The 21,860-nt window shown below is 50.9% G+C and carries 23 protein-coding genes; 5 read left to right on the top strand and 18 right to left on the bottom strand.

Features of this window, described 5'->3' with window-relative positions:
• The 7 genes from B5F29_RS07040 to B5F29_RS07010 all read right to left on the bottom strand — a co-directional run.
• Positions 1 to 647: PD-(D/E)XK nuclease family transposase (locus B5F29_RS07040; RefSeq protein WP_087153934.1), on the bottom strand; the 647-nt coding region annotated here is incomplete at its 3' end.
• Positions 648 to 808: 161 nt separating this feature from the next.
• Entirely contained in the window at positions 809 to 1,348 is a 540-nt protein-coding gene (locus B5F29_RS07035; protein ID WP_087153933.1) for a DUF2284 domain-containing protein, read from the bottom strand.
• A gap of 31 nt (positions 1,349 to 1,379) precedes the next feature.
• A complete protein-coding gene (locus tag B5F29_RS07030) occupies positions 1,380 to 1,904 on the bottom strand; it encodes a TetR/AcrR family transcriptional regulator C-terminal domain-containing protein (RefSeq protein ID WP_143449130.1) in 525 nt (174 codons plus the stop codon).
• Between the two features lie 47 nt (positions 1,905 to 1,951).
• On the bottom strand, positions 1,952 to 2,386 hold the full coding sequence (locus B5F29_RS07025) for a formate dehydrogenase accessory sulfurtransferase FdhD (RefSeq protein ID WP_275532924.1): 435 nt from the start codon (positions 2,384 to 2,386) through the stop codon (positions 1,952 to 1,954).
• Between the two features lie 326 nt (positions 2,387 to 2,712).
• The gene (locus B5F29_RS07020) at positions 2,713 to 3,660 is read right to left on the bottom strand and encodes a DUF4349 domain-containing protein (protein WP_087153930.1); all 948 of its coding nucleotides are present in this window, start codon (positions 3,658 to 3,660) and stop codon (positions 2,713 to 2,715) included.
• A gap of 34 nt (positions 3,661 to 3,694) precedes the next feature.
• Positions 3,695 to 4,588, bottom strand: coding sequence for an immunoglobulin-like domain-containing protein (locus B5F29_RS07015; RefSeq protein WP_087153929.1), 894 nt, complete (start codon positions 4,586 to 4,588; stop codon positions 3,695 to 3,697).
• Positions 4,575 to 5,126 (bottom strand): RNA polymerase sigma factor, encoded by a 552-nt coding sequence (locus B5F29_RS07010; RefSeq protein WP_087153928.1) that lies wholly within the window; start codon positions 5,124 to 5,126, stop codon positions 4,575 to 4,577. The genes B5F29_RS07015 and B5F29_RS07010 overlap by 14 nt, the downstream gene beginning before the upstream one ends.
• A gap of 160 nt (positions 5,127 to 5,286) precedes the next feature.
• Between B5F29_RS07010 and B5F29_RS07005 the strand changes: the two genes are divergently transcribed.
• Entirely contained in the window at positions 5,287 to 6,645 is a 1,359-nt protein-coding gene (locus B5F29_RS07005; protein ID WP_242955602.1) for a sodium-dependent transporter, read from the top strand.
• Positions 6,646 to 6,664: 19 nt separating this feature from the next.
• Here B5F29_RS07005 and B5F29_RS07000 read toward each other — a convergent pair whose 3' ends face one another.
• The 6 genes from B5F29_RS07000 to B5F29_RS06970 all read right to left on the bottom strand — a co-directional run bounded on the left by B5F29_RS07000 (position 6,665) and on the right by B5F29_RS06970 (position 13,846).
• Complete coding sequence (locus B5F29_RS07000) at positions 6,665 to 6,898, bottom strand: hypothetical protein (RefSeq protein ID WP_087153926.1); 234 nt, start codon at positions 6,896 to 6,898, stop codon at positions 6,665 to 6,667.
• 532 nt (positions 6,899 to 7,430) lie between these two features.
• Complete coding sequence (locus B5F29_RS06990; RefSeq protein ID WP_087153925.1) at positions 7,431 to 8,291, bottom strand: DUF3298 domain-containing protein; 861 nt, start codon at positions 8,289 to 8,291, stop codon at positions 7,431 to 7,433.
• A complete protein-coding gene (locus B5F29_RS06985) occupies positions 8,266 to 8,778 on the bottom strand; it encodes an RNA polymerase sigma factor (protein WP_087153924.1) in 513 nt (170 codons plus the stop codon). The genes B5F29_RS06990 and B5F29_RS06985 overlap by 26 nt, the downstream gene beginning before the upstream one ends.
• Positions 8,779 to 9,007: 229 nt before the next feature.
• Positions 9,008 to 9,661, bottom strand: coding sequence for an HAD family hydrolase (locus B5F29_RS06980; RefSeq protein ID WP_087153923.1), 654 nt, complete (start codon positions 9,659 to 9,661; stop codon positions 9,008 to 9,010).
• Positions 9,662 to 9,675: 14 nt separating this feature from the next.
• A complete protein-coding gene (locus B5F29_RS06975; protein WP_087153922.1) occupies positions 9,676 to 11,913 on the bottom strand; it encodes a DNA gyrase/topoisomerase IV subunit A in 2,238 nt (745 codons plus the stop codon).
• A 10-nt stretch (positions 11,914 to 11,923) separates the two neighbouring features.
• The gene (locus tag B5F29_RS06970) at positions 11,924 to 13,846 is read right to left on the bottom strand and encodes a DNA gyrase/topoisomerase IV subunit B (RefSeq protein ID WP_087153921.1); all 1,923 of its coding nucleotides are present in this window, start codon (positions 13,844 to 13,846) and stop codon (positions 11,924 to 11,926) included.
• A 297-nt stretch (positions 13,847 to 14,143) separates the two neighbouring features.
• Between B5F29_RS06970 and B5F29_RS06965 the strand changes: the two genes are divergently transcribed.
• From B5F29_RS06965 to B5F29_RS06955, 3 genes are all read left to right on the top strand, one after another.
• Positions 14,144 to 15,484, top strand: a complete 1,341-nt coding sequence (locus B5F29_RS06965) for an MATE family efflux transporter (protein WP_087153920.1) — start codon at positions 14,144 to 14,146, stop codon at positions 15,482 to 15,484.
• Positions 15,485 to 15,638: 154 nt separating this feature from the next.
• The gene (locus B5F29_RS06960; RefSeq protein WP_087153919.1) at positions 15,639 to 16,163 is read left to right on the top strand and encodes an RNA polymerase sigma factor; all 525 of its coding nucleotides are present in this window, start codon (positions 15,639 to 15,641) and stop codon (positions 16,161 to 16,163) included.
• Positions 16,141 to 17,055 carry a zf-HC2 domain-containing protein gene (locus B5F29_RS06955; RefSeq protein ID WP_087153918.1) on the top strand — a complete coding sequence of 305 codons (915 nt, stop codon included), beginning with the start codon at positions 16,141 to 16,143 and terminating at the stop codon, positions 17,053 to 17,055. The genes B5F29_RS06960 and B5F29_RS06955 overlap by 23 nt, the downstream gene beginning before the upstream one ends.
• 192 nt (positions 17,056 to 17,247) lie before the next feature.
• On the opposite strand, the gene B5F29_RS06950 is transcribed toward B5F29_RS06955, so the two are convergent.
• From B5F29_RS06950 to asnS, 4 genes are all read right to left on the bottom strand, one after another.
• Positions 17,248 to 17,724 carry a hypothetical protein gene (locus B5F29_RS06950; RefSeq protein WP_087153917.1) on the bottom strand — a complete coding sequence of 159 codons (477 nt, stop codon included), beginning with the start codon at positions 17,722 to 17,724 and terminating at the stop codon, positions 17,248 to 17,250.
• Between the two features lie 93 nt (positions 17,725 to 17,817).
• Positions 17,818 to 18,051, bottom strand: coding sequence for a hypothetical protein (locus tag B5F29_RS06945; RefSeq protein WP_087153916.1), 234 nt, complete (start codon positions 18,049 to 18,051; stop codon positions 17,818 to 17,820).
• Between the two features lie 220 nt (positions 18,052 to 18,271).
• Positions 18,272 to 18,697 carry a metal-sensing transcriptional repressor gene (locus B5F29_RS06940; RefSeq protein WP_087153915.1) on the bottom strand — a complete coding sequence of 142 codons (426 nt, stop codon included), beginning with the start codon at positions 18,695 to 18,697 and terminating at the stop codon, positions 18,272 to 18,274.
• Positions 18,698 to 18,703: 6 nt separating this feature from the next.
• Positions 18,704 to 20,095, bottom strand: a complete 1,392-nt coding sequence (gene asnS / locus B5F29_RS06935) for an asparagine--tRNA ligase (protein ID WP_087153914.1) — start codon at positions 20,093 to 20,095, stop codon at positions 18,704 to 18,706.
• Positions 20,096 to 20,327: 232 nt separating this feature from the next.
• Between asnS and moaA the strand changes: the two genes are divergently transcribed.
• Positions 20,328 to 21,311 (top strand): GTP 3',8-cyclase MoaA, encoded by a 984-nt coding sequence (gene moaA, locus B5F29_RS06930; protein ID WP_330397548.1) that lies wholly within the window; start codon positions 20,328 to 20,330, stop codon positions 21,309 to 21,311.
• Positions 21,312 to 21,376: 65 nt separating this feature from the next.
• Here the strand turns inward: moaA and moaC are convergent, their stop codons facing one another.
• On the bottom strand, positions 21,377 to 21,853 hold the full coding sequence (gene moaC / locus B5F29_RS06925) for a cyclic pyranopterin monophosphate synthase MoaC (RefSeq protein ID WP_087153913.1): 477 nt from the start codon (positions 21,851 to 21,853) through the stop codon (positions 21,377 to 21,379).
• Positions 21,854 to 21,860 lie beyond the last annotated feature (7 nt).

The raw sequence follows: 21,860 nt of genomic DNA, 5'->3' as shown, positions 1-21,860 counted from the left end.
GCCGTCTGTTCGTTCTTATCTTTAGCATAAGGGAATTCCCGGAACACGTCAAGGCATACCAGGCAATATTCCTGAAGAAGGGACAGTTCCAGGCCCGTATCAAACTTCGTGCTTCCCCTGTGTATATAGTGTTGTGGTACCCGGCGGAATATCTGCGTGCTTCTCTCAAAGATGATGATCGTATATACTTTCTTCATATCCCTGTAAGTAAAATGCTTTCCCCGTTCTCCCCTCACCCTGGCATACTGACGCATGACCAGGTCTGAGGAATAACAGGACATACGTCCCTCCGGAAATGCATAGGGTACCTTCTGTATTTCCACGTTTGTAAGGCTTCCGTCCTCCAGTTCCACCAGCACATCCATGATCAGGAGGGAATCCCCGTCCGAAAGGCGGTCTTCCGAGGGCAGGATGGCTTTGACTTTCACCTGAATTCCCAACAGACTGGAAATAAACGAGGATAATCGTTCCGGGTGGACGTCCGGATGAAAGACCGCTTTAAAGAACGGATCATAAGTGACCGGAAGGGTTTTCGTGCCCTGGAGAAATTCCAGGAAGCGCTCCCGGCACTCCTGGTTGAGTTTCCAGAACGGGATCCTCAGTTTGGGGTCACTCACCACCTCTGCCAATACATCCTCTCTGGACATGGGGAAAGGCTTCCAGTTTTCTTTTTTAATCCGGGAAATATTGGCGGGAACCCGCCGGAACGTTTCCGAAATTATCTGATGGGCTTAATGTAACATATCACCATGCCGGATGCAAGGCCCGAAAATCAAAAACCCCGATACAAGCATGCGGGGCATCAAGTTCACTCGATCAGGACGCACCCTACATAGGTCAACGTACCGGGACCATAATAATAAGAGATTCCATTATCAGCGCAAACTTCGCTTACCACCATTCCAAGAGCTTCCATGGATGAGGATTTTTTATCAGGAAAACGGCAGGGAGCATCCGGATAAGTACAGATTTTGCACCGCCTGCACTGGCCGTCGCCGATAACCATGGCATCGGGAAACAACTCATGGATTTTATCGCTGAACTGATCCATATGTTTTCCATGATGATCTGCCAGTTCCATCATAGCTTCATAATCCAGCGAGTCTTCCAAGAGACCGGTAGTCTGAAGGATCAGCCCTCTTTTATATTTGTGGATCTTTTCACTGCATTCTTCCAATGTCCCGCATGCGGGCGGACAGACCCAGTTTTTATTGTAAGACCGGCATTTATTTTCAGCGCAGGATTCCCGCACCTCCGGGCGCACCACGATGGTATCCACATCCAGATCCCCCACATGAGAAAAGCCGCAGGACAATGCGAGTTCTTTCAGCGCGTTATAATCTGCCATACCATATACCCCTCTTTCCATTTCCTTACTGTCAGCTTCTGCCCGGAATCATCCTGCAGATCTGCACGGCAAGATTTTCCGCATCCACATGATCTTTCCTGCAGCACTGAAGCAGCAAGCCGCATATTCCGAATGCCCAGAAGTCCAGCGCCACTTCCATATCAGAATATCGCATAGAGAGTTCCTGCGTCTTGCTGCGTATCATCTCCTGCAGGTATTTCCTGACAGCTCTGACAAACAGCGCCTCGATCTGTTCCCGTTTCTGGGAATCCATGAGACGCAGGATCAACTCCCGGTTATTTAATGTGGAAGAAATCAAGATACCCAATGCTTCTTCCGGCGTGTCCGCCCTCAGGCTTTGTTCAAGCATCGCCCGGGCCGCCTGTTCCATGGACCATTCAATCACTTCCATAATATCCTGAAAATGATAGTAAAAAGTCTGCCTGGAAATATTGCATTCATCAATCAATGCCTTTACTGTTATCTTATCAATTCCTTTTTGTTTCACCATGGATACAAACGTGCTGGAAATGATATTCTTCATGTCTACTGGCACAGCTTCATCACCCTGTTTTGTAACATAGCACGGATTTCTTCATTTTGTCAAGTAAAGCTGTTTTGTCCGGTATAGCAGACCATCCCCCGCTCCTTCATCTTTCCGATCAGCGTCAGCCGGTATTTCCGGGCCAGTTCCACCGCCTCCTTTGTGGGTACGGATCTGCCTGCCAGTACCGGAATTCCTGCGAGTACCGTTTTCATCACCATATCTGTGGGAATCCACCCGCTGGTAAACAGGACTGCATTCTTCAGATCCAGACCATTCCGGATTCCGTAGCCGATGGCCTTATCCAGCGCGTTATGCCTTCCGATATCCTCACACCGGAACAGGATCACCCCGTCCGCCATCAAAAAGCTGCTGTGCGTAGCGCCGGTCTGCCTATGCAGAGGCATGCCCTGCAAAAAAGCGTCTGCCAGAGTATAGATCCATTCCCGCTTACAGAAAAACGGAGGAACAGCCTCCGTTTTTCTGGCAGGAATAATACAGACGCCTTTTTTCGGAGCGGGTTCCTGGCTCCCGCGTAGTGAAACGTGTCATACTCGAATCCTACGACTTTTCCTTGTTTTTCCGCAGGCTCAAAGTATCCTTCCGGTATTTTTTTCATATTATCTGCCCCCTGTTTTAAAAGAATTGCCGGTTCGGGACGGCGTCCTGAACTGTTATAAAAATTCTAACAAAGAACAGACAAACATAAAATTTTATTTTTTTAATGTTCTCATAACAAAAATTAATGTATAACATGGCAAAACGCCCTGTACGGTTCACAAAATTCCATCCGTACAGGGCGTTCTTTATTTATGTTTTATTATTTCTCTTCTTTTATCTCTTCATTCTTCCGCAACTGTTTTTCGCGTCTGCGTTCCGCACGTTTGAAAATCCTCCGAATGATCAGCACGATCACCGCGATCACTGCCGCCCATACCGCCAGGATCGGAAGCGATCCTAGGAATCCTACCGCGAATCCCCTCAGGCCCCGGCCTACGGCATAGGCGCTGTCCCCGAAACGGTCCGCCACTTCCTGGAAGAAGGTCCTCTCGCCGGTCTCCGTGATCCGTTCCACTTCCGTCAGGTTAATATAAACTGTACTGTAATCCACCTGATTGTCCAGAAGACGCAGCTGGCTTTCGTAAGAACCGAGCTCATAACGCACTTCCGACAGCCGGCTCTCGATAGTGATGATATCCTCCATCGTTTCCGCGTTCTCCAGAAGTTCCAGAAGCCGGGTCTGCTCCGTCTCCAATGCCTCTTTATGACTCTCCGTGTCCACGTACTGCAGGGTCACATCTTCCACCGATTCATTTTTGTATGTGACATTGCCCACTTCGTCTACGATATTTATAAATTCATCCAGACGGTCCGCGGGTATCCGCACCGTATAACTGGCAGAACGGGTACTCTCATAATAATAATCGCTGCCGTAGACAGAAGACGACTCCACATATCCGCCCAGTTCGTTTACCTTTGCCGTCAGTTCTTCCGTCGCCGCGTCAAATTCCAGAGTCTGCACATCCAGATTCACTGTCTTGATCAGCTTGCGCTCCGTATCCGCCACCGCCTCGATGCCGTTCCCCGAAGAAATCCCTCCTCCGTCACTTACGGATTCCTCTGCGCTCTCCTCCATCGGAGCCATATCCATCGCTGCTGATTCTGTCGTCGACGATGCCGTACTGTCCGCGGAAGCTCCGCAGCCGGTTGACAGAAGAGCCGTCAGCAGTACGCCTGTCAATAGTCTTTTCCACACTTTCTGTTTCATCCTTCCCTCCCTTTCTCCGGGCCCCCTCTCCCGGTCAGCTGTTCATACTCTCGGAAAATTCCTCCGAAAACGTAAACTCCGCGCCGATCTTATCACCGTTTACACGGGTAACCAGGCGGAATCTCTGTGCGCTGTAATCGATCTCGTAACTGCTCAGGTCCACGATCTCGTCCACCGCCATCCCTGCTTCCAGTTCTCCGGTACGGATTTCTTTTTCCTCATATACCGGAAGCGCGTACCATCCATCGTCCAGCCACACTTCCAGAGCGCACCTGTCTTCATACTCCACCGTATCCTCCCCTGTATTCCCGATGGTCAGATACAGTACCGGGGTTTCTTCATCCTGTACCGGACTGTTGACTTTTACCGTCACGCCGCCCAGCGTCTCCGGCACCTCCTGCTGATCAGCCGGATAAACGGTCTGCCCGCAGTATTCCTTCGCGGCAGGAGTCCCTCCGTCGGCCGCCGCTGCCGCTTCTTCCGGCTCTGCAGCCTCGGATTGTGCCGTGACCCCGTAATCTTCAGAAACGCCACCGGAAACCGCGCCTTCCGCGGAAGCTGCGGCGTCTTCCACAGCCTCTTCCGGCATATCCGCCGTCGACTCCTCAGTCTGCGTTTCATCCGCCGTACTGCCGGTTCTGCTCCATTCCGGATAGAGCACCCCCAGGAACAGGCCCCCGCATACGCAGAACACCAGCATGCATGCCGCCAGATATCCGTAACGCGGCATAAAGTGTCTGCGTATCTCTTTCTCTCTGACCTCTTTTCCCAGGAACCTGTCCATAGATTCCGCAAACCGCTCCGAAAAACGGTGTGTTCTGGCGATCTCCCTTTCCGGCGGGACAAAGCTCAGGTCTTCATCCAGACATTCTTCCAGTGCCTGGGCCAGCAGTTCTTCTCCCCTGGTCAGCTTTTCAGGCTTTTTCATACCGTCCCCCCTCCTTTCGGATCATCTCCTGCAGTTTCTTCCTGGCCCTGAAATACCTTACATTGACATTTTTCGCCGAGATTCCCAGAATATCGCCGATCTCGGCATCCGTCATCTGATACAGATACTTGTACTCAAATACGGTCCGGTACCGGTCGTCCAGCTCCAGGATGCAGCTGACCAGCTGATTATATTGTTCTTTCCGCAAATACTGTTCCAGGATATCGGTTCCTCCTCTGCCATCTTCCATGCAGTCCTCAAATTCCTGCTCCGGCTCCCTTTTTCGCAGAATATCCACCGCTTTGCTCCTGACAATCGTGGAAAGAAAACGTTTTGTCCTGGGACTGTACACGTCTTCTACCTTGTCCAGATGCCTGGTAAGAGCCAGAAACGCCTCCTGTACCGCATCCTCCGCCAGATGCTCATCCTGCAGTCTCTGGTTGGCCAGATACCACATAAAGTGGCGGTAATGCTCATAGATTTCTCTGAATTTTTCCTGCTCCCCGGGGCTGTCCAGGAGCGCCAGAAACAGAAACATATTTTTATCCTCCCGGTAAATGCATTTACATCTTTATAAACGTGTTTTTTCTTTATTTTACTACAGGCAGGGTACGAAATGTTCTTAAATCTTCTTAAATCTTTCTAAAGAAGCAAAAGTATGGTAAGATATGTCTGAATCTACAAGGGAGATAACTGTTATGAATAAGAAAAATCATGTAAATAAAAACCGGGACCTGTGGACTTCCAAGTGGGGGTTCATCCTGTCCTGTATCGGATCCGCGGTAGGCATGGGAAATATCTGGCTGTTTCCCAGCCGTATCGCGGCATACGGCGGCGCGTTTCTTGTGGCCTACCTGTTTTTTGACGTAGTGATCGGTTTTTCCGGTGTGATCGGGGAAATGAGTTTCGGCAGAAAGGCGCGCTCAGGCCCCATCGGCGCCTTCGGCGCGGCATGCGCCTCCAAGGGAGAAGAAAAACGCCGTCTGGGATCCGCCATAGGCGCGATTCCCATGCTGGGGGCTTTGGCTCTTGCCATCGGCTATTCTGTCGTCATGGGCTGGATCTTCAAATATCTGGCAGGTTCCTTTACCGGTTCCACGCTCTCTTACGGCTCCGATATCCATGACGTCTCCGGCTATGAAGCCGCTTTCGGGAGCACTGCTTCCGCTTTTGGAAACAATGTCTGGCTGCTCGTGGCGCTGGTATGCACTTTCCTGGTGATGGCGCTGGGAGTGGCTGCCGGGATCGAAAAAGCGAACAAGATCATGATTCCCCTGTTCTATGTGCTTTTTATCAGCCTTGTGGTCTACGTGGCCATGCAGCCGGGCGCGGGAGCCGGATACGCCCACATCTTTACCATCCAGACGGAGTATTTCAAAGATCCCATGCTCTGGGCCTATGCTCTGGGACAGTCCTTCTTCTCTCTGTCTCTGGCGGGGAACGGGACCATTATCTACGGATCTTATCTGTCAGATAAAGAGGATATTGTAAGTTCCGCCTGGAAAGTGGCGCTTTTCGATACGCTGGCAGCCTTCCTGGCAGCGCTGGTCATCGTTCCCGCCATGGCGGCGTCCGGCATCCGGGATTTTTCCGGAGGTCCGGGGCTGATGTTTATCTATCTGCCCAATCTTTTCGCTTCCATGCCGGGCAGCCGGATCATCGCGGTCATCTTCTTCCTGGCGGTGCTCTTTGCAGGGTTCACTTCTCTGGTGAATCTTTTTGAAGCGCCGGTAGCCACCCTGCAGGATCATCTGAGGTTCAGCCGTTCCAGGGCGGTGGCGGTTATCGCCGTCATAGGCACTGCAGTGGCTCTGTGTATCCAGGGCATCGTCAGCCAGTGGATGGACTTCGTCTCCATCTATGTGTGTCCTCTGGGAGCAGGGCTGGCAGGGATCATGTTTGCCTGGGTCTGGGGAAAGAAAGCCGTAGAAGAAGCCGTCTCCCTGGGAAGGAAACGGCCTGTGGGAAGATGGTTTTATCCGCTGTATAAATATGGTTTCTGTATTCTGACTATGGTCGTGCTGGTGGCAGGCGCCGTATTCGGCGGGATCGGCTGAAAAAGAGTCTTCTGCCGCCTTACCTTCCCCGCGCCGACGACGACCGGACAGCATGAAATATGGATCTGTATTTTGCTTTTTCAGAATCCAGACATGCAAGATAATATGTGGCGTGTGCCGCCTCATCGGTTAAGGGGATCGTGACCCGTTCCTGCGATTCATAGCCGCCTTCCATTGCCCTGTCAGAATTAAACGCAGGCAGAGAAGAAAAGTCCAGGAGCTCATACAGCATGTCTATGCTGTCCTGGATCAATAATTTCGCTCCCTTCAGGTTCTGTCTGCATCTGTCAAGCCAGAATCCCGAACTGCCCGACCATTATCATTCACCCCGCTCAGAAGATATGACTTTCATTTATACGATTATATCCGATCGGCAATTCACAATCAACAGGATTCCAACTATAATTGCACATAAGTCCTGATGCTGTCAGGTATAAATGAAATTCAAAGGAATAACAGGAGGCATCAAATGCAGTACGTCGAAAATAAGGTCATTATCATCACAGGAGCTTCATCAGGCATCGGAGCGGAAACAGCGTAGGTTCTCGCGAAAAATGGCGCAAAGGTCGTCCTTTCCGCAAGACGTGAGGACAGGTTGAAAAAACTTGCCGAAGAAATCGGCCCAAACACGGCTTTATACGCAGTCTCTCAGCCCGGCAGCGTGGACGTTTCCGATCTGGTGGTGCGTTCCGGAAAAGAGGCATAGCGGGCAACCGGTTTTTCGCTCTTTCACGCACAGAAAAAGGCCGCGGCAGATGAATCCGCGGCCTTTTGTCAATCACATATTATTCTGTTACGTCATTCAGCACAAACTCTACGCATCCCATATATCCCGGAGCCACTTCATATTCATTGAAACAGATCACCACATGTCCGTCAGCATTCACGTAGAAGTCCTGGTTTTCCGCAATCTGCTGGAAATTTTCGTCTCCCATATCGGGATCGTTCACCCAGTAGATGATATTTTCATCCGCCGCCATCTGGGCGCGCATCTGGGTTTTTACTTCTTCGCTGATCTCACTCACATAATCATCTCCGTAGAAATCGGCCAGAGCCGGCTGCTTTCCGGTAGTCTTGTCGATGGTGTAATGACGGTGTCTCTCATATCCGCTTCCTGACGCCTCGAACATGACGAGTTCCAGTGAGAACCACCGATCATTATCTGTCAGCACTGTACTTTTAATATCCAGACTCCTGTACCCTTCTTCTGAAGATTCCATTTCTTCCTGGAACTGCTGAATCAGCTCGTCCGTAGCTTTCTGGATATCAAAGTTGATGGCGTCCACGCTCTGCTGCGCCTCCTGCGTCACTTCCTCCGAACTGCCTTCCGGCGTTTCAGAGACCACTTCCGGCACCTGTACATCCGCGGTGTAATGATCTTCTTCCACCTGATACTCCCGTACCGTGATCACTTTAAAGAAATTGCCCAGTACCGGAATCTGCTGCATAGCGGCGGCGGCCTCCCGGCTGGTATTGGGCAGGATCAGGACAACCGCCAGTACGGCGGCCATACTTCCAAACGTTTTATATATACTTCTTTTCCGTCTCCTCTTTTCTCTCTGTGCCCGATGCACGGAGAATTCGATTCTATCCTTTAACTCTTCCGGCACTTTAATCTCCTCATACTCCTTTTTCCATTTTTCCATAATTCGCCCCTCCTGTCTCCATGTATTTTTTCAACTTGTCCATCGCCCGGTACAGGCGGCTTTTTACCGTGTTCACATTCAGATCCAGCATCCGTCCGATCGTCTCCAGCTTTTCCTCTTCAAAAAACCGGAGCACTACGATGGCGCGGTCTTTTTCATCCAACGAAGACAACGCCTCTTTCAGATCCGGATCCGCCATCTGGTCCATCCGGCCTTCTTCCGGTATCTCCGCCAGATCTACCGTCTTTCCCCGGTTTTTTTCCAGGAAACGAATCGCTTCACGGATCATAATCCGGCAGATCCAGGTATCCGCGTATTCCGGCTGTTTCAGAGAATCGCTCTTCAGGATCGCCCGGTAGGCACCCTCCTGCACCACGTCCATGGCATCCTGTTCGTGAAATGTATAACTGTACGCGATCTTATAATATTTTCCATAGTTTTTCACCAGACACTCGTGTACGAGCGCTTCCTTTTCCGAAGATTTCATCCTTGTTTTCCTCCTTTCTTCTGTCCTTTCACTTATTAGACCTGTGACAGTCCAGAAAAGTTTCAAGTCAAATACCCCGCGGCAAGCATCCGGGTATTTGATCCCGCGGCAGTCGCCAAATGGACATGCAAGCATGTCCGCTTGGCTCGTTGCTCGCGGAAAAAAGCCGCAGGACAAATTATTATCGGCTGACACCGGCTTCGTCCCGCGGCAAATGTATTTATACATATTACGTTTCCAGATATCCGGGGCGTATCTCTCCCAGATTATTTACAAACTGATGGCAAAAGCTGCGCGCCAGATCCGCATCCTGCATCTCTGGCTCATAGACGCCGATAGTCCAGAATCCTGCCTCCCTGGCCGTACGGATCGCGTAGGCAGAATCTTCGATCACCACGCAGTCTCCCGGGCGCGCCCGGAACCGCTCCGCCGCCATCAGATAGATATTGGGACTGGTCTTCTCGGCTCCCGCTATATGGCAGTCCAGCAGGAAATCGAAATAATGCAGGATCCCGTTGCGTTCCAGCGCCGGCCTGGCCAGTTTCAGAGAGGTAGCAGTAGCCACGCACATGAGTATCCCCTGCTCCTTCATCCGCTCCAGTGCCTCAGCCGCCCCCGGACACAGCCCGATCTCGTTCTGATAACGCGCTTCCACTCTCGCGTTCATCTCCCGGGTGATCTCTTCCGGAGATTCACTCAGGCCGAAATGCTCGATCAGGTATTCCGAAGCCTGCGTCACGGACAGCGTCATAATCCTCCGGTTCAGATCCTCCGGTCCTTTTACGCCTTTCTCCGCCAGATAGTCCAGAGCCAGGCGGTTCCACCAGGGGATAGAGTCCAGCAGCGTTCCATCCATATCAAAAATCGCATAACGGTAGTCCATAAGGTTCCTCCTCTCTATACGCGGATCTTCGTTCCTTTCTGGTCACGTCCCGCCGTCTTCAGTCTCAGCAGAGAAAGCTCTTTTTCCTTATACAGGATCATCTTTTCTTCTCCGCTGCGGATCAGATACACAGCTTCCAGGCTGTCCTTCGCCCCCAGTTTCATGGCGCGGACGCCGATGGCCGCTTTCTTTTTCTCCGGGATTTCCTCCGCCGGGAACCGCAGGAAATATCCTTCTTCCGACTGCAGCACTACCTGCGTGCCTTCTTCTGTCAATCCCGCAAAAATTACCTGATCCCCTTCATTTAATTTCGTGGCGGCGCTGGTCTTCGTCCTCACATCATATTCGGAACCGTTCACCTGCTTCGCCATTCCGTATTTTGTCACAAACAGCAGTTTCCCTCTCAGCAGTTCTTCCATGCTGCACACAAACACTGCCTGTTCCACAGAACTGTCATAATTTGAATAGTTATCCACAGGAAACGCCTTATCCCGGAATTTTCCGTAAGGCAGATCCGGTACTTTAATCGTATGCATCCTGCCCGTATCTGTAAAAAGGCAGATCCGGTCCGTATTCATGCACTGGATCACACACCGGCTTTCCGTATCTGCCGCCTCTTTATTCCTTTCATAAGTAGGAACATCCACAGTCCGGCAGTATCCGAAGCGGTCCATAAGGAACACTACCGGCATCTCTTCCAGCTTCTTCTCCACGAATATGGCTTCTTCCGCATTCTCGATCACAGTCTTTCTGGGAACCGCGTAAGATTTCTTAAACTGCTGAAGCTCTGATATGATCACATTCGCCATCTCGTCGTAATTGTTCAGGATCTCCGAATACCTGGCAATATTTTTCATGGTAGCCTCATGCTCTTTCATCAGAGCCTCGATTTCCAGACCGATCAGGCGGTACAGACGCATCTCCAGGATCGCCGTCGCCTGGCGCTCCGTAAACCGCAGTTTCTCCGCCTGTTTTCTGGAAGCCTCGGATTTGAAACGGATCCCATCCGTCTGACCGCTCATCAGACATGCCTTTGCCGTCTTCACATCCCGGCTGCCCCGGAGCACTTCAATGATCAGGTCGATCACATCGCATGCCTTGATCAGTCCTTCCTGGATCTCTTTCTTGTCCAGTTCCCGGTTCAGAAGCGTCCTGTACTTTCTGGTATTCAATTCAAACTGAAAATCAATCACATGATCGAAGATCTGCTTAAGACTCAGCGTCTCCGGACGGCCGTCCGCCACCGCCAGCATATTGACGCCGAAGGTGTCTTCCAGACGGGTCTTCTTATAAAGCATATTGATAATCTGCCGGGTATCGGCTCCTTTTTTCAGTTCCAGCACGATCCGGATGCCCTCTTTGGAAGACTGGTTTGTAATATCCACAATATCCGTAGTTTTTTTTGTCTCTACCAGAGTACCGATATCATTGAGGAATTTCCCGATATTGGCGCCTATCATGGTGTAGGGGATTTCCGTGATAACGATCTGTTCTTTTCCCCCTTTGACCTTTTCCACTTCCACCTTGCCGCGGATCTTGATCTTGCCGGATCCAGTCTTGTAGATCTGTGCAAGTTCATCTTTATTGGTCACGATTCCTCCGGTGGGGAAGTCCGGTCCCGGCATGATCTCCAGTAGGTCCTCCACGGTCATATCCGGATTTTTCATATAAGCCGACATGGCGTCGATGGTCTCTCCAAGATTGTGGGGCGGAATACTGGTGGACATACCCACCGCGATCCCTTCCGCGCCATTGATCAGCAGATGGGGAATCCTGGCCGGAAGCACGCCGGGCTCTTTTTCCGTCTCATCAAAATTGGGCACAAAGTCCACCACATCTTTGTCCAGATCTGCCAGCAGCGCTTCCTCGCTGACTTTCTGCAGGCGCGCCTCGGTGTAACGCATGGCTGCCGCCCCGTCTCCTTCAATGGAGCCGAAATTGCCGTGTCCGTCCACCAGCGGAAGTCCCTTTTTGAAGTCCTGGCTCATGACTACCAGAGCTTCATAGATCGAGCTGTCGCCATGAGGATGATATTTACCCATGGTATCGCCTACGATACGGGCGCATTTCCGGTACGGGCGGTCGTGGCGGATCCCCAGCTCATGCATATCGTACAGCGTTCTTCTCTGCACCGGCTTCAGCCCGTCCCGCACATCCGGCAGGGCGCGGGCCACAATGACACTCATGGCATAGTCGATATAGGACTTCTGCATGATGTCCGAATATTCTGTTTTGATAATTGTATCGCTCATGCCTTCCCTCCTAGATATCCAGCTGTGCCTCTACGGCATTTTCATAGATAAACTGTCTCCTGGGCGGTACCTCGCTGCCCATCAGAAGCTCTGTGACCGACGACGCCATACGGGCGTCCTCGATCTCCACCAGCCTGAGCCTGCGGGTCTCCGGATTCATGGTCGTATCCCAGAGCTGTCCGGCGTCCATCTCTCCCAGGCCTTTATAGCGCTGCAGCGTGAACGGTCCGGCGTGTTTCTTCCGGTATTTTTCCAGCGCTTTGTCATCGTAAAGATATTCTTCCTTTCCGCGGGAAGGAATCGCTTTATACAGCGGCGGCATGGCGATATACACATGTCCTTCATAAATCAGTTCCGGCATGAACCGGTAAAACAGAGTCAGAAGCAGCGTGCTGATATGCGCGCCGTCCACATCCGCATCGGCCATGATGATGATTTTGTCATAACGCAATTTTGTAATATCAAAATCATTCCCGTATCCTTCCGAGAATCCGCATTCGAACGCATTAATCATAGTCTTGATCTCCGCGTTGCCAAGCACTTTGTCAATGCTTGCCTTCTCGACGTTCAGGATCTTCCCCCGGATGGGCAGGATGGCCTGATAGTTCCGGTCTCTCGCCGTCTTGGCCGAACCGCCTGCGGAATCTCCCTCCACAATGAAAATCTCGCATCTGGAGGCGTCCCTGCTCTCGCAGTTGGCCAGTTTCCCGTTAGAATCAAAAGAGAATTTCTGTTTCGTCAGAAGATTTGTCTTCGCCCGTTCCTCCGTCCGGCGGATCTTGGCCGCTTTCTCCGCGCAGCCGATCACCGCCTTCAGAGTCTCCAGATTCCGGTCAAAATACCTCTGGATCTCATCGCCGGTCACCTTGGACGTGGCTTTCGCCGCATCCTGATTGTCCAGCTTGGTCTTGGTCTGGCCTTCGAAGCGGGGCGACGGGTGTTTGATGGAGATGACTGCCGTCATGCCGTTGCGCACATCCGCGCCGGTAAAGTTGGCGTCCTTCTCTTTCAGGATCCCCAGTTCCCGGGCATAGGAGTTGATCACCGACGTGAAGATCGTCTTGAACCCGGTGATATGGGTGCCCCCCTCCGCGTTATAAATATTGTTGCAGAATCCCAGCACATTCTCATGGAATTCATTGATATACTGGAACGCGCACTCCACCGTGATCCCTTCGCTCTCACCTTTGAAATAGACCACGTCGTGCACCGCTTCCTGAGAATGATTCAAATCTTTGACAAATCCCACCAGGCCGTCCGGCTCATGGAATACCACCCGCTCCGTTTCCGCTCCGCGGCGGTCCTCGAAGATGATCGTAAGCTCCGGATTGAGATAGGCGGTCTCGTGCATACGGCTCTTAACCTCTTCTGCCCTGAAACGGGTCTTCTCAAAGATCTCCGGATCCGGCAGGAAATTGATCTTCGTCCCGGTCTTCCGGGTCTTGCCGATCACCGGCAGGAGCCCGTTCTCCAGTTCGATGGTAGGATTTCCCCTCTCATAGTGATCATGATGAATATATCCATCCCTGGACACCTCGATATCCAGATAAGTTGACAGCGCGTTCACCACCGAAGAGCCCACGCCGTGCAGACCTCCGCTGGTCTTGTATACAGAATCGTCGAACTTTCCTCCCGCGTGCAGCGTGGTAAAGACCAGACGCTCCGCGGACATCCCTTTGGCGTGCATCCCGACCGGAATCCCCCGCCCGTTATCGATGACCGTACAGGAACCATCCTTTTCCAGATAAACCTCGATCTGACTGCAGTAGCCCGCCAGATGTTCATCCACGGAATTGTCCACGATCTCATAGATCAGATGATTCAGGCCTTTGGTAGAAACACTTCCGATGTACATACCGGGCCTTTTGCGGACTGCCTCCAGACCCTCCAGGACAGAGATGCTGTCCGCATCATAAGTGTTGTTTTTTGCCATAGTCTTCTGCTCCTTCTATCAAAATCTCAAATCCTATTTTTCGCATACTCGTCTAATATAACACAAATATTTGTTTTTTTCCAGAGTTACTGTTCACAGCCGAGTGCGCATGTGGATGGAGCGAGCTGTGAATAGTAACTTTTTCCGACGCAATTTGCTTGACTCTTATTTTCCTTCTGTTATAATGAATATGCCTGTCTTTCAGACAGATTATTCGACTGTTAAGAGAGCCGGATAAGGCGCGGGCTGAAATGTCCGCCCTTATCCGGCTTGTATCGTGTAAGGAGAGATTGTGTTATGGATTTCGTAAAAGATAAGATCCGTCCTCTGTATTTCCGTTACCTGGGAGCTGCGTTCGGAAGCGCTCTGATCACTTCGATTTATTCCATCGTTGACATGGCGATGGTCGGACAGTACCAGGGGCCGGACGGCACCGCCGCCCTGGCGGTCGTGGCTCCGGTCTGGAACATTATCTACAGCCTGGGACTTCTGACCGGCATCGGAGGCTCTGTCCTTTTTGGCACTACACGGGGAAAATCCAAAGTTCCGACCGGCAGGGAAAACGAATATTTCACCGTATCGGTCATCGGTTCTGTCATCCTGGCTGCGGCGTCATGGATCGCGATCCTGCTTTTTGAGCAGGAACTTCTGACCTTCTTCGGCGCTACCGAAGACCTTCTGCCTCTGGCGCAGAATTATCTGCGTCCGATCCGCGCGGTGCTCCCTGTCTTCCTGCTGAACCAGATGCTCGCCGCGTTTCTGCGGAGCGACGGCAACCCCGCGCTCGCCACCGCGGGCGTGCTGGCAGGAGGCATCTTCAATATATTCGGAGACTACATTTTTGTATTCCCCATGAATATGGGAATCTACGGCGCAGGCCTCGCCACTGCCATCGGTTCCTGCATCAGTCTGATCGTCCAGCTATCGCACTTTTTCTCAAAGAAAAATACGCTGAGGCTGGTGCGTCCGTCCCGCTTTCTGCATAAAGCGCGCAAAGTCTTCGTCACAGGATTTTCCACGTTCTTTATCGATGTGGCCATGGGCATCCTGACGATCCTGTTCAACCGTCAGATCGTGACCTATCTGGGCTCCGGCGCCTTGTCCGTCTACGGCGTCATCATCAACATCAGCACCTTTGTCCAGTGCTGCGCCTACAGTGTAGGGCAGGCTTCACAGCCCATTATTTCAGTCAACTTCGGCGCGCATCTGGGCGGGCGGATCCGGGAAACACTGCGCTGTGCGCTGGGCACCGTCGCCTTTTTCGCCCTTCTCTGGACTGGGCTCAGCTTTGCCGCTCCGCTCCTTTTCATACAGATCTTCATGGAGCCTACCGCCGAGATTCTTGCCATCGCGCCGGGGATTATCCGTACTTACGGGCTTTCGTTTTTGCTGCTGCCGCTGAATATTTTCTCGACCTATTATTTCCAGGCGATCATGAAACCCTCTGCCGCCTTCGTCGTGTCTGTATCCAGAGGCTTCGTGATCAGCGGCATCCTGATCCTTCTGCTGCCCGCGGTTTTCAGTCCGGATTCCTTGTGGTTTGCCATGCCGGTCACAGAACTGCTCACCGCCGTCTATGTGCTTGTGACCATGTACAAAGATACGCGGGCACTTCCGGATACCGGGAATGCGCAGTGATAAAGAACTGCAGAACCGATTTTTACGCTGCTCGCCTGTCTATGAAAAAAATTTTTCTTTATGTTGTAACGAATGCCCTTAAAATGGGATATAAAGATTGAATGAGAAAATATCCGGATTAAATACCTATTTTAGCAGGCAAGGAGGTAACACGGTGCAAGAATCTCACGAAAATGTTGATTTGAATACCATTTACCAGGAGTACGCGGCTTTCGTTTACCGATTCTTGTATTCTCATATCCATGATGCGGAATGGGCTCAGGAACTTATGCAGGAAACTTTTCTACGGGCTATCAATTCCATCTCCCGCTACGACGGGTCATGTAAACTGTCTACCTGGTTGTGTCAAATCGCAAAATATGTTCTCTATCAAGACCTTCGTAAAAAGAAGCGAACGGAAATGCTGGAGTTGAGAGAGAATCTATCGGATCAGACCGCTCTTGACGGAGAGGCCAGTGTTATTCGTCAGGAAAGTAAACTGGAACTTTATCAAGCGATTCACCATTTGCCGGAACTGGAACGGGAAGTGGTTTTATACAGAATCACAGCTGAACTCTCTTTTCGGGAAATTGGTGCCATTCTGGGGAAAAGCGAGAATTGGAGCAGGACAACTTTTTACCGAGCCAAACAAAAAATCAAAAAGGAGTTGATTGCGCATGACGAAACTGGATTCCTGTGATATTATCCGTGATTTACTTCCGGGCTATATCGACGGTGTATTAAGCAAGGCTGGAACAAATGCGGTGAAAGAACATCTGGAAAAATGTGGAGAGTGTAATCGCGTATACAGGGAAATGACGGAAGAAATGGAAATCGCACCGTTAGTTGAAGAACAGGTGGCTCTGGATGGATTTAAAAAAATCCGCCGGCGCACACAACGGCTGAAATTAATCGCCGGTGGAGCCTGCAGCCTTTTGATTCTCCTCATAGTTTACGCTTTTCTGAAGGTTTACGTGATCGGAGAGCCGCTGGCAACTCACGAAGTAAGTACAACAGAAGTTTTTTATGATGAAGAAGCAGAAACTCTTACGGTAAATGGAACCATAGCTTTAGCAGGCAGACGAATCAGCCGTGTAACATGGGAACCGGATGAAGAAGACGATAATGCGGTAAATATTCTGATTTACGCAGCCGAGACAATGCCTGGTCAAAAAGACAAACGAGAGTTTACTATTACAATTCCGAATATGAAAGGAAAAACCGCCTCTCTTGTTTGTCCCAATTACGATCTGCTGGAAATTTATGACTGGGGATCTAGTCATTATGAAGAACTATCCGTATTGGAAGATGAAATCTACAATCATTTTCCACAACTTGACAAAACAAAAGACGTATTAAACTATGTCAGCGGAATCGAAATTGTAGACGGAGCAGAGGGAATCCGATATTCTGTCCACACAATTGCAGGCGAAAACGCCACCTTCTGGTGGTCTAACGGATTGTTGACGACGGACGGAGATTTACAATCCAGGGATTTTGATATTTGGATTTCATTAGACACACCTTACCAGATTTTGCTCTTTGACTATGAGACAGGTGAATTTACGGAAAATGCAGATATTATAAAATAGACCTTCATTGTCAGTCCAACCTTGAAGATCTCAATATTATCGAACCGGTATCGTCCGGGGCAGCGATGCACGTCGGACGCAAATACATGATCTCTTTCCCTGAGAAGAAGGGCGATGTATAAAAATGTGTGCGGTCTTGCCGCAGCAGTTGCAGACAACGCCCTTCCGGGGTTCCTCAAAGACCCCGGCTGATCAAGGACGGAACCCCAGCGCCGTCATGACAGCAAAGGCCACCAGAACCGGGATGATGTATATCAGGATTTTCAATGGATTTTTCCCCACATCATACTCGGAAAACACATGCTTCGGAGTAGAGGTATAATAGAAATAAAGTGTGCGGGGCGGCTTTCTGCCGGAAAGAATCAGCTGTTTTTTCCGTGTAACTCCGTCTACAGTATACTCGTAAATTCCGGTATACAGCCGATTTGCCGTCTTCTTCTCCGGTTCCCGCTCCTTATACCAGGAATCTTTCAGCGTTCCCAGTACAAATTTTCCGTCTTTTTTCGCTCGTTTCAGTTTCTGTTCTCCGCCGGCAAACAGGATTCCTTTTGTACACAGCACGACCTCAATGATAAAAGTCGCAATTGCCGCCAGCACTCCCAGCCAGACGGCCGGACCATAGCCGGCCAAAATTTCAAACGCCTCCGATAAAGTGACTCTCTCATTCATGAATCTGCTCCTTCTTTCTTAATCTCATCAGAAGTACCGGATGGTGGACTGCCACAGGACATCAACCAGATTGCCAGCGCTCTCGTTTCCGCATCAACCCTGTTCCAGATAAAATCCCCATACACAGTTAGAAAACTCCCCGGCGGCAAAGCGCCGAAGCTGGCCGTCGATTTCCACCTCATAGACATGGAACATTTTTTCCACGCCATAATGGGGATCGGTCACCGCTGCTGTCTCCCGGCAGTCACGCCAGCGGTACTTAAAAATGTTTACTCCAAACAACTCGCACTGTCCGTCTAAACCGGATGTTTCAAATTTCCAGGCCATATTGCCAATCCCTTTTCGCCAATTTCTGTTTTGTTGATTTTATTGTACTTCAAAAAAACGCGCAATACAACCATACAAAGTGAAGTATCAGCCATGCTAAAAAATATTCTTTCCGCCGCCAGGCAGATTTGGAATTTTCTCCCTTGAGAAACGTCTGCCCGCCGGGCGCGTTATAAAAATCAGCCGGCCGCTATTTACAGCGACCGGCTGATTTTTATACTTACTTCATAAAACGATCGATGGCTTCCGTCAGATCTTTGATGGACTCCATGTCTCCGCACTCCACAGCGTCTACCAGACAGTGTTCGATGTGATCCTTCAGGATCACTTTCCCGGTATTGTTGATGGCGGACTTCACTGCCGAAAGCTGGATCAGCACTTCGCTGCAGTCCCTTCCATCCTCCACCATCCGGCGGATGGATTCCAGATGCCCGATGGCCCGGGACAACCGGTTCAGCACCGCCTTTGTGTTGGCATGGGTGTGAGTATGTGCATGTCCGTGCTCATGCTCCCCGTTTCCGTCATGTGAATGTTCATGCTCATGTATATGCCCGTGTTCCTGCGCATACTCATGCTCATGCGTATGTTCATATACGGTTCCATCCGGAGCCGTATGTGTGTGTCTTTCTGCTGCCACTGGCGTCATCCTCTCTTACAGATCACAGTTCTTGACGGTTCTGGGGAACGGAACTACGTCGCGGATGTTGCCCATACCGGTCAGATACATGATGCAGCGCTCGAATCCCAGTCCGAATCCGGAATGGCGCACCGTACCGTATTTGCGCAGATCCAGATAGAACCCATAGTCCTCCCGGTTCAGTCCCATTTCATCCATACGTGCCGCAAGCTTCTCATAGTCATCCTCTCGCTGGCTTCCTCCGATGATCTCTCCGATCCCCGGAACCAGGCAGTCCATAGCCGCCACCGTTTTGCCGTCTTCATTCTGCTTCATATAGAATGCTTTGATCTCTTTTGGATAATCAGTTACGAATACCGGACGCTTATACACCTGCTCGGTCAGATAACGCTCATGCTCCGTCTGCAGATCACAGCCCCAGGATACTTTATAGTCAAATTTGTCGTTATTTTTCTCCAGAATCTCGATGGCTTCCGTATAAGTCACATGGCCAAACTCTGAATTCAGAACATGATTCAGGCGGTCAAGCAGTCCTTTATCCACAAAGGAGTTGAAGAAATTCATCTCTTCCGGAGCATGCTCCAGCACATAGCGGATCACATATTTCAGCATATCCTCAGCCACCCGCATGTCGTCGTTCAGATCCGCGAACGCCATTTCCGGCTCAATCATCCAGAACTCCGCAGCATGGCGTGTCGTATTGGAGTTCTCCGCGCGGAACGTAGGTCCAAACGTGTAAACGTCGCGGAATGCCATTGCAAAGGTCTCCACGTTCAGCTGGCCGCTGACCGTCAGATTGGTCTCTTTCCCGAAAAAGTCCTTGGAATAATCCACATTTCCATCCGGCGTCCTTGGTACGTTTTCCAAATCCAGCGTCGTCACCCGGAACATCTCTCCCGCACCTTCACAGTCGCTTCCGGTAATCAGAGGCGTGTGCACATAAACAAAACCTCTCTCCTGGAAGAACTGATGGATCGCGTAAGCGGTCAGAGAACGCACGCGGAACACTGCCTGAAAGGTATTGGTCCTCGGACGCAGATGTGTCATCGTACGCAGGTACTCCAGTGTATGGCGTTTTTTCTGCAGCGGATAATCCGGCGTAGAAGCGCCTTCCACAATCACTTCCTCCGCCTGGATCTCAAACGGCTGCTTTGCCTGCGGCGTAGCCACCAGCGTACCTCTCACCGTCACGGCAGATCCCACGTTCAGCTTGCTGATCTGAGTAAAATTGTCCATGGTGTCATGGTACACTACCTGCAGAGTCTCAAAAAAAGTACCGTCATGCAGTACCAGAAACCCAAAGCTTTTGGAATCCCGGATGCTGCGCACCCAGCCTCCTACTGTCACTTCCTTGTCCAGGAACGCGTCCGTATTCCTGTATAACTCACGTATGGTTGTCAGTTCCATAATCACATATCCCCTTGTTCATCTGTATTTATGAAAATTACACAGCGCATACTTATTTCCGCACTGTTCATTGCCAATGCGAACATTATAGCATGTCTGTGTGAGTTAGGCAAACAATTAATTCTATCAGACTCCATATTTCCGGAAAAAGCCAGAAACCAGCCATAACCGATTTATTTTCCAATGTTTTTTTGCTATAATGAATATACTGTTACATCTGATGAGAAAGGCTATGATATCCGTGAAAGACAATTATGGAAGAACCATTGACTATATGAGGATCTCCGTCACCGACCGCTGCAATTTAAGATGCCGGTACTGTATGCCGGAGGACATTCCGTCCATCTCCCATGACAAGATCCTGCGTTTCGAGGAGATCCTTAAGATCTGCCGCTGCGCCGTCTCCCTGGGCGTGCGCAAGTTCAAAGTGACCGGAGGCGAGCCGCTGGTGCGGAAGGAATGCCTCTCCTTCCTGCGGGAGCTGAAAGCGCTCCCCGGCGTGGAGCAGGTCACGCTGACGACCAACGGCGTACTTCTTGCGTCCCGGATTCCGGAATTGAAAGCCATCGGTATCGACGGCATCAATATCAGCCTGGATACGCTGGATCCGGACACTTTCCGGCAGATCACCGGATTTGACGATTTTGGCAAAGTATGGGAAGGACTCATGGCCGCCCAGGAGTCCGGTATCCGGACCAAAGTAAATTCCGTACTGCTGCAGGGGATCAATGACAAAGATTTTGAGAAACTGACAGAACTTGCAAAAGACTATCCCGTTGATGTGAGATTTATCGAGATCATGCCCATCGGTTACGGACAGAATTATCGCGGTTATGACCGGAATGCTCTGCTCTCCCTGCTTGTGGCGCGCTATCCGGATTATCACACCGTCACGATCCCCCGGGGCAACGGTCCGGCCTCCTATATCGCGATTCCCGGATTCCGGGGCTGTATCGGCTTCATCGACGCGATACACGGCAAGTTCTGCGATTCCTGCAACCGAATCCGCCTGACGTCCGACGGATTTCTGAAACCGTGTCTCTACTATGGGGAATCGATTGATCTGAAGACACCTCTGAGAAGCGGCGCGTCGGACGAGCAGCTCTGCGGGCTGATCCGCGAGGGCATTCTGGAAAAACCTGCCTGTCATCAGTTCTGGTCTCCGGATACCGAAGCAGACCGGGAGCAGCGTCAGATGTCTCAGATCGGAGGATAAAAAACAGCGCTCATGAAGATCTGTCTCGCAGATCTCATGAACGCCTTTTTTTTATTCTTCATTTCCTATTCTTCAAAGCGAAAATCTCCGCTCTTTCCGCCGGTCTTTTCCACCAGATGAATATCCCGGATCACCATCCGTTTATCTACTGCCTTGCACATATCATAGATCGTCAGCAGGGAAGCGCTTACACCGTGCAGGGCTTCCATCTCCACGCCGGTGCGCCCTTCCGTCCGCACTGTGCAGACCGCCCGGATCTCCTGTTCTTCCGGGCAGACATCAAAATCCACAGAACATTTGCTGATCAGCAGAGGATGGCACATGGGGATGATGGACGAAGTCTGTTTCACGGCCATGATTCCGGCGACTCTGGCCACCCCCAGCACATCGCCTTTCTTCATGGTCCGGTTCAGCACCGCGTCCATGATTTCCGGCGACACATGAATGCTTCCCCGGGCAGTCGCCGTCCGGTAAGTCACATCCTTGCCGGAGATATCCACCATCACCGCGTTGCCCTTCTCATCAAAATGATTGAATCCCATGATCTGA

The sequence above is a fragment of the Lachnoclostridium sp. An196 genome, assembly GCF_002160135.1.
Taxonomy (GTDB): domain Bacteria; phylum Bacillota; class Clostridia; order Lachnospirales; family Lachnospiraceae; genus Hominiventricola; species Hominiventricola avistercoris.
The sequence above is the reverse complement of the archived record's forward strand: the minus strand, read 5'-3'. Positions and strand labels throughout refer to the sequence as shown.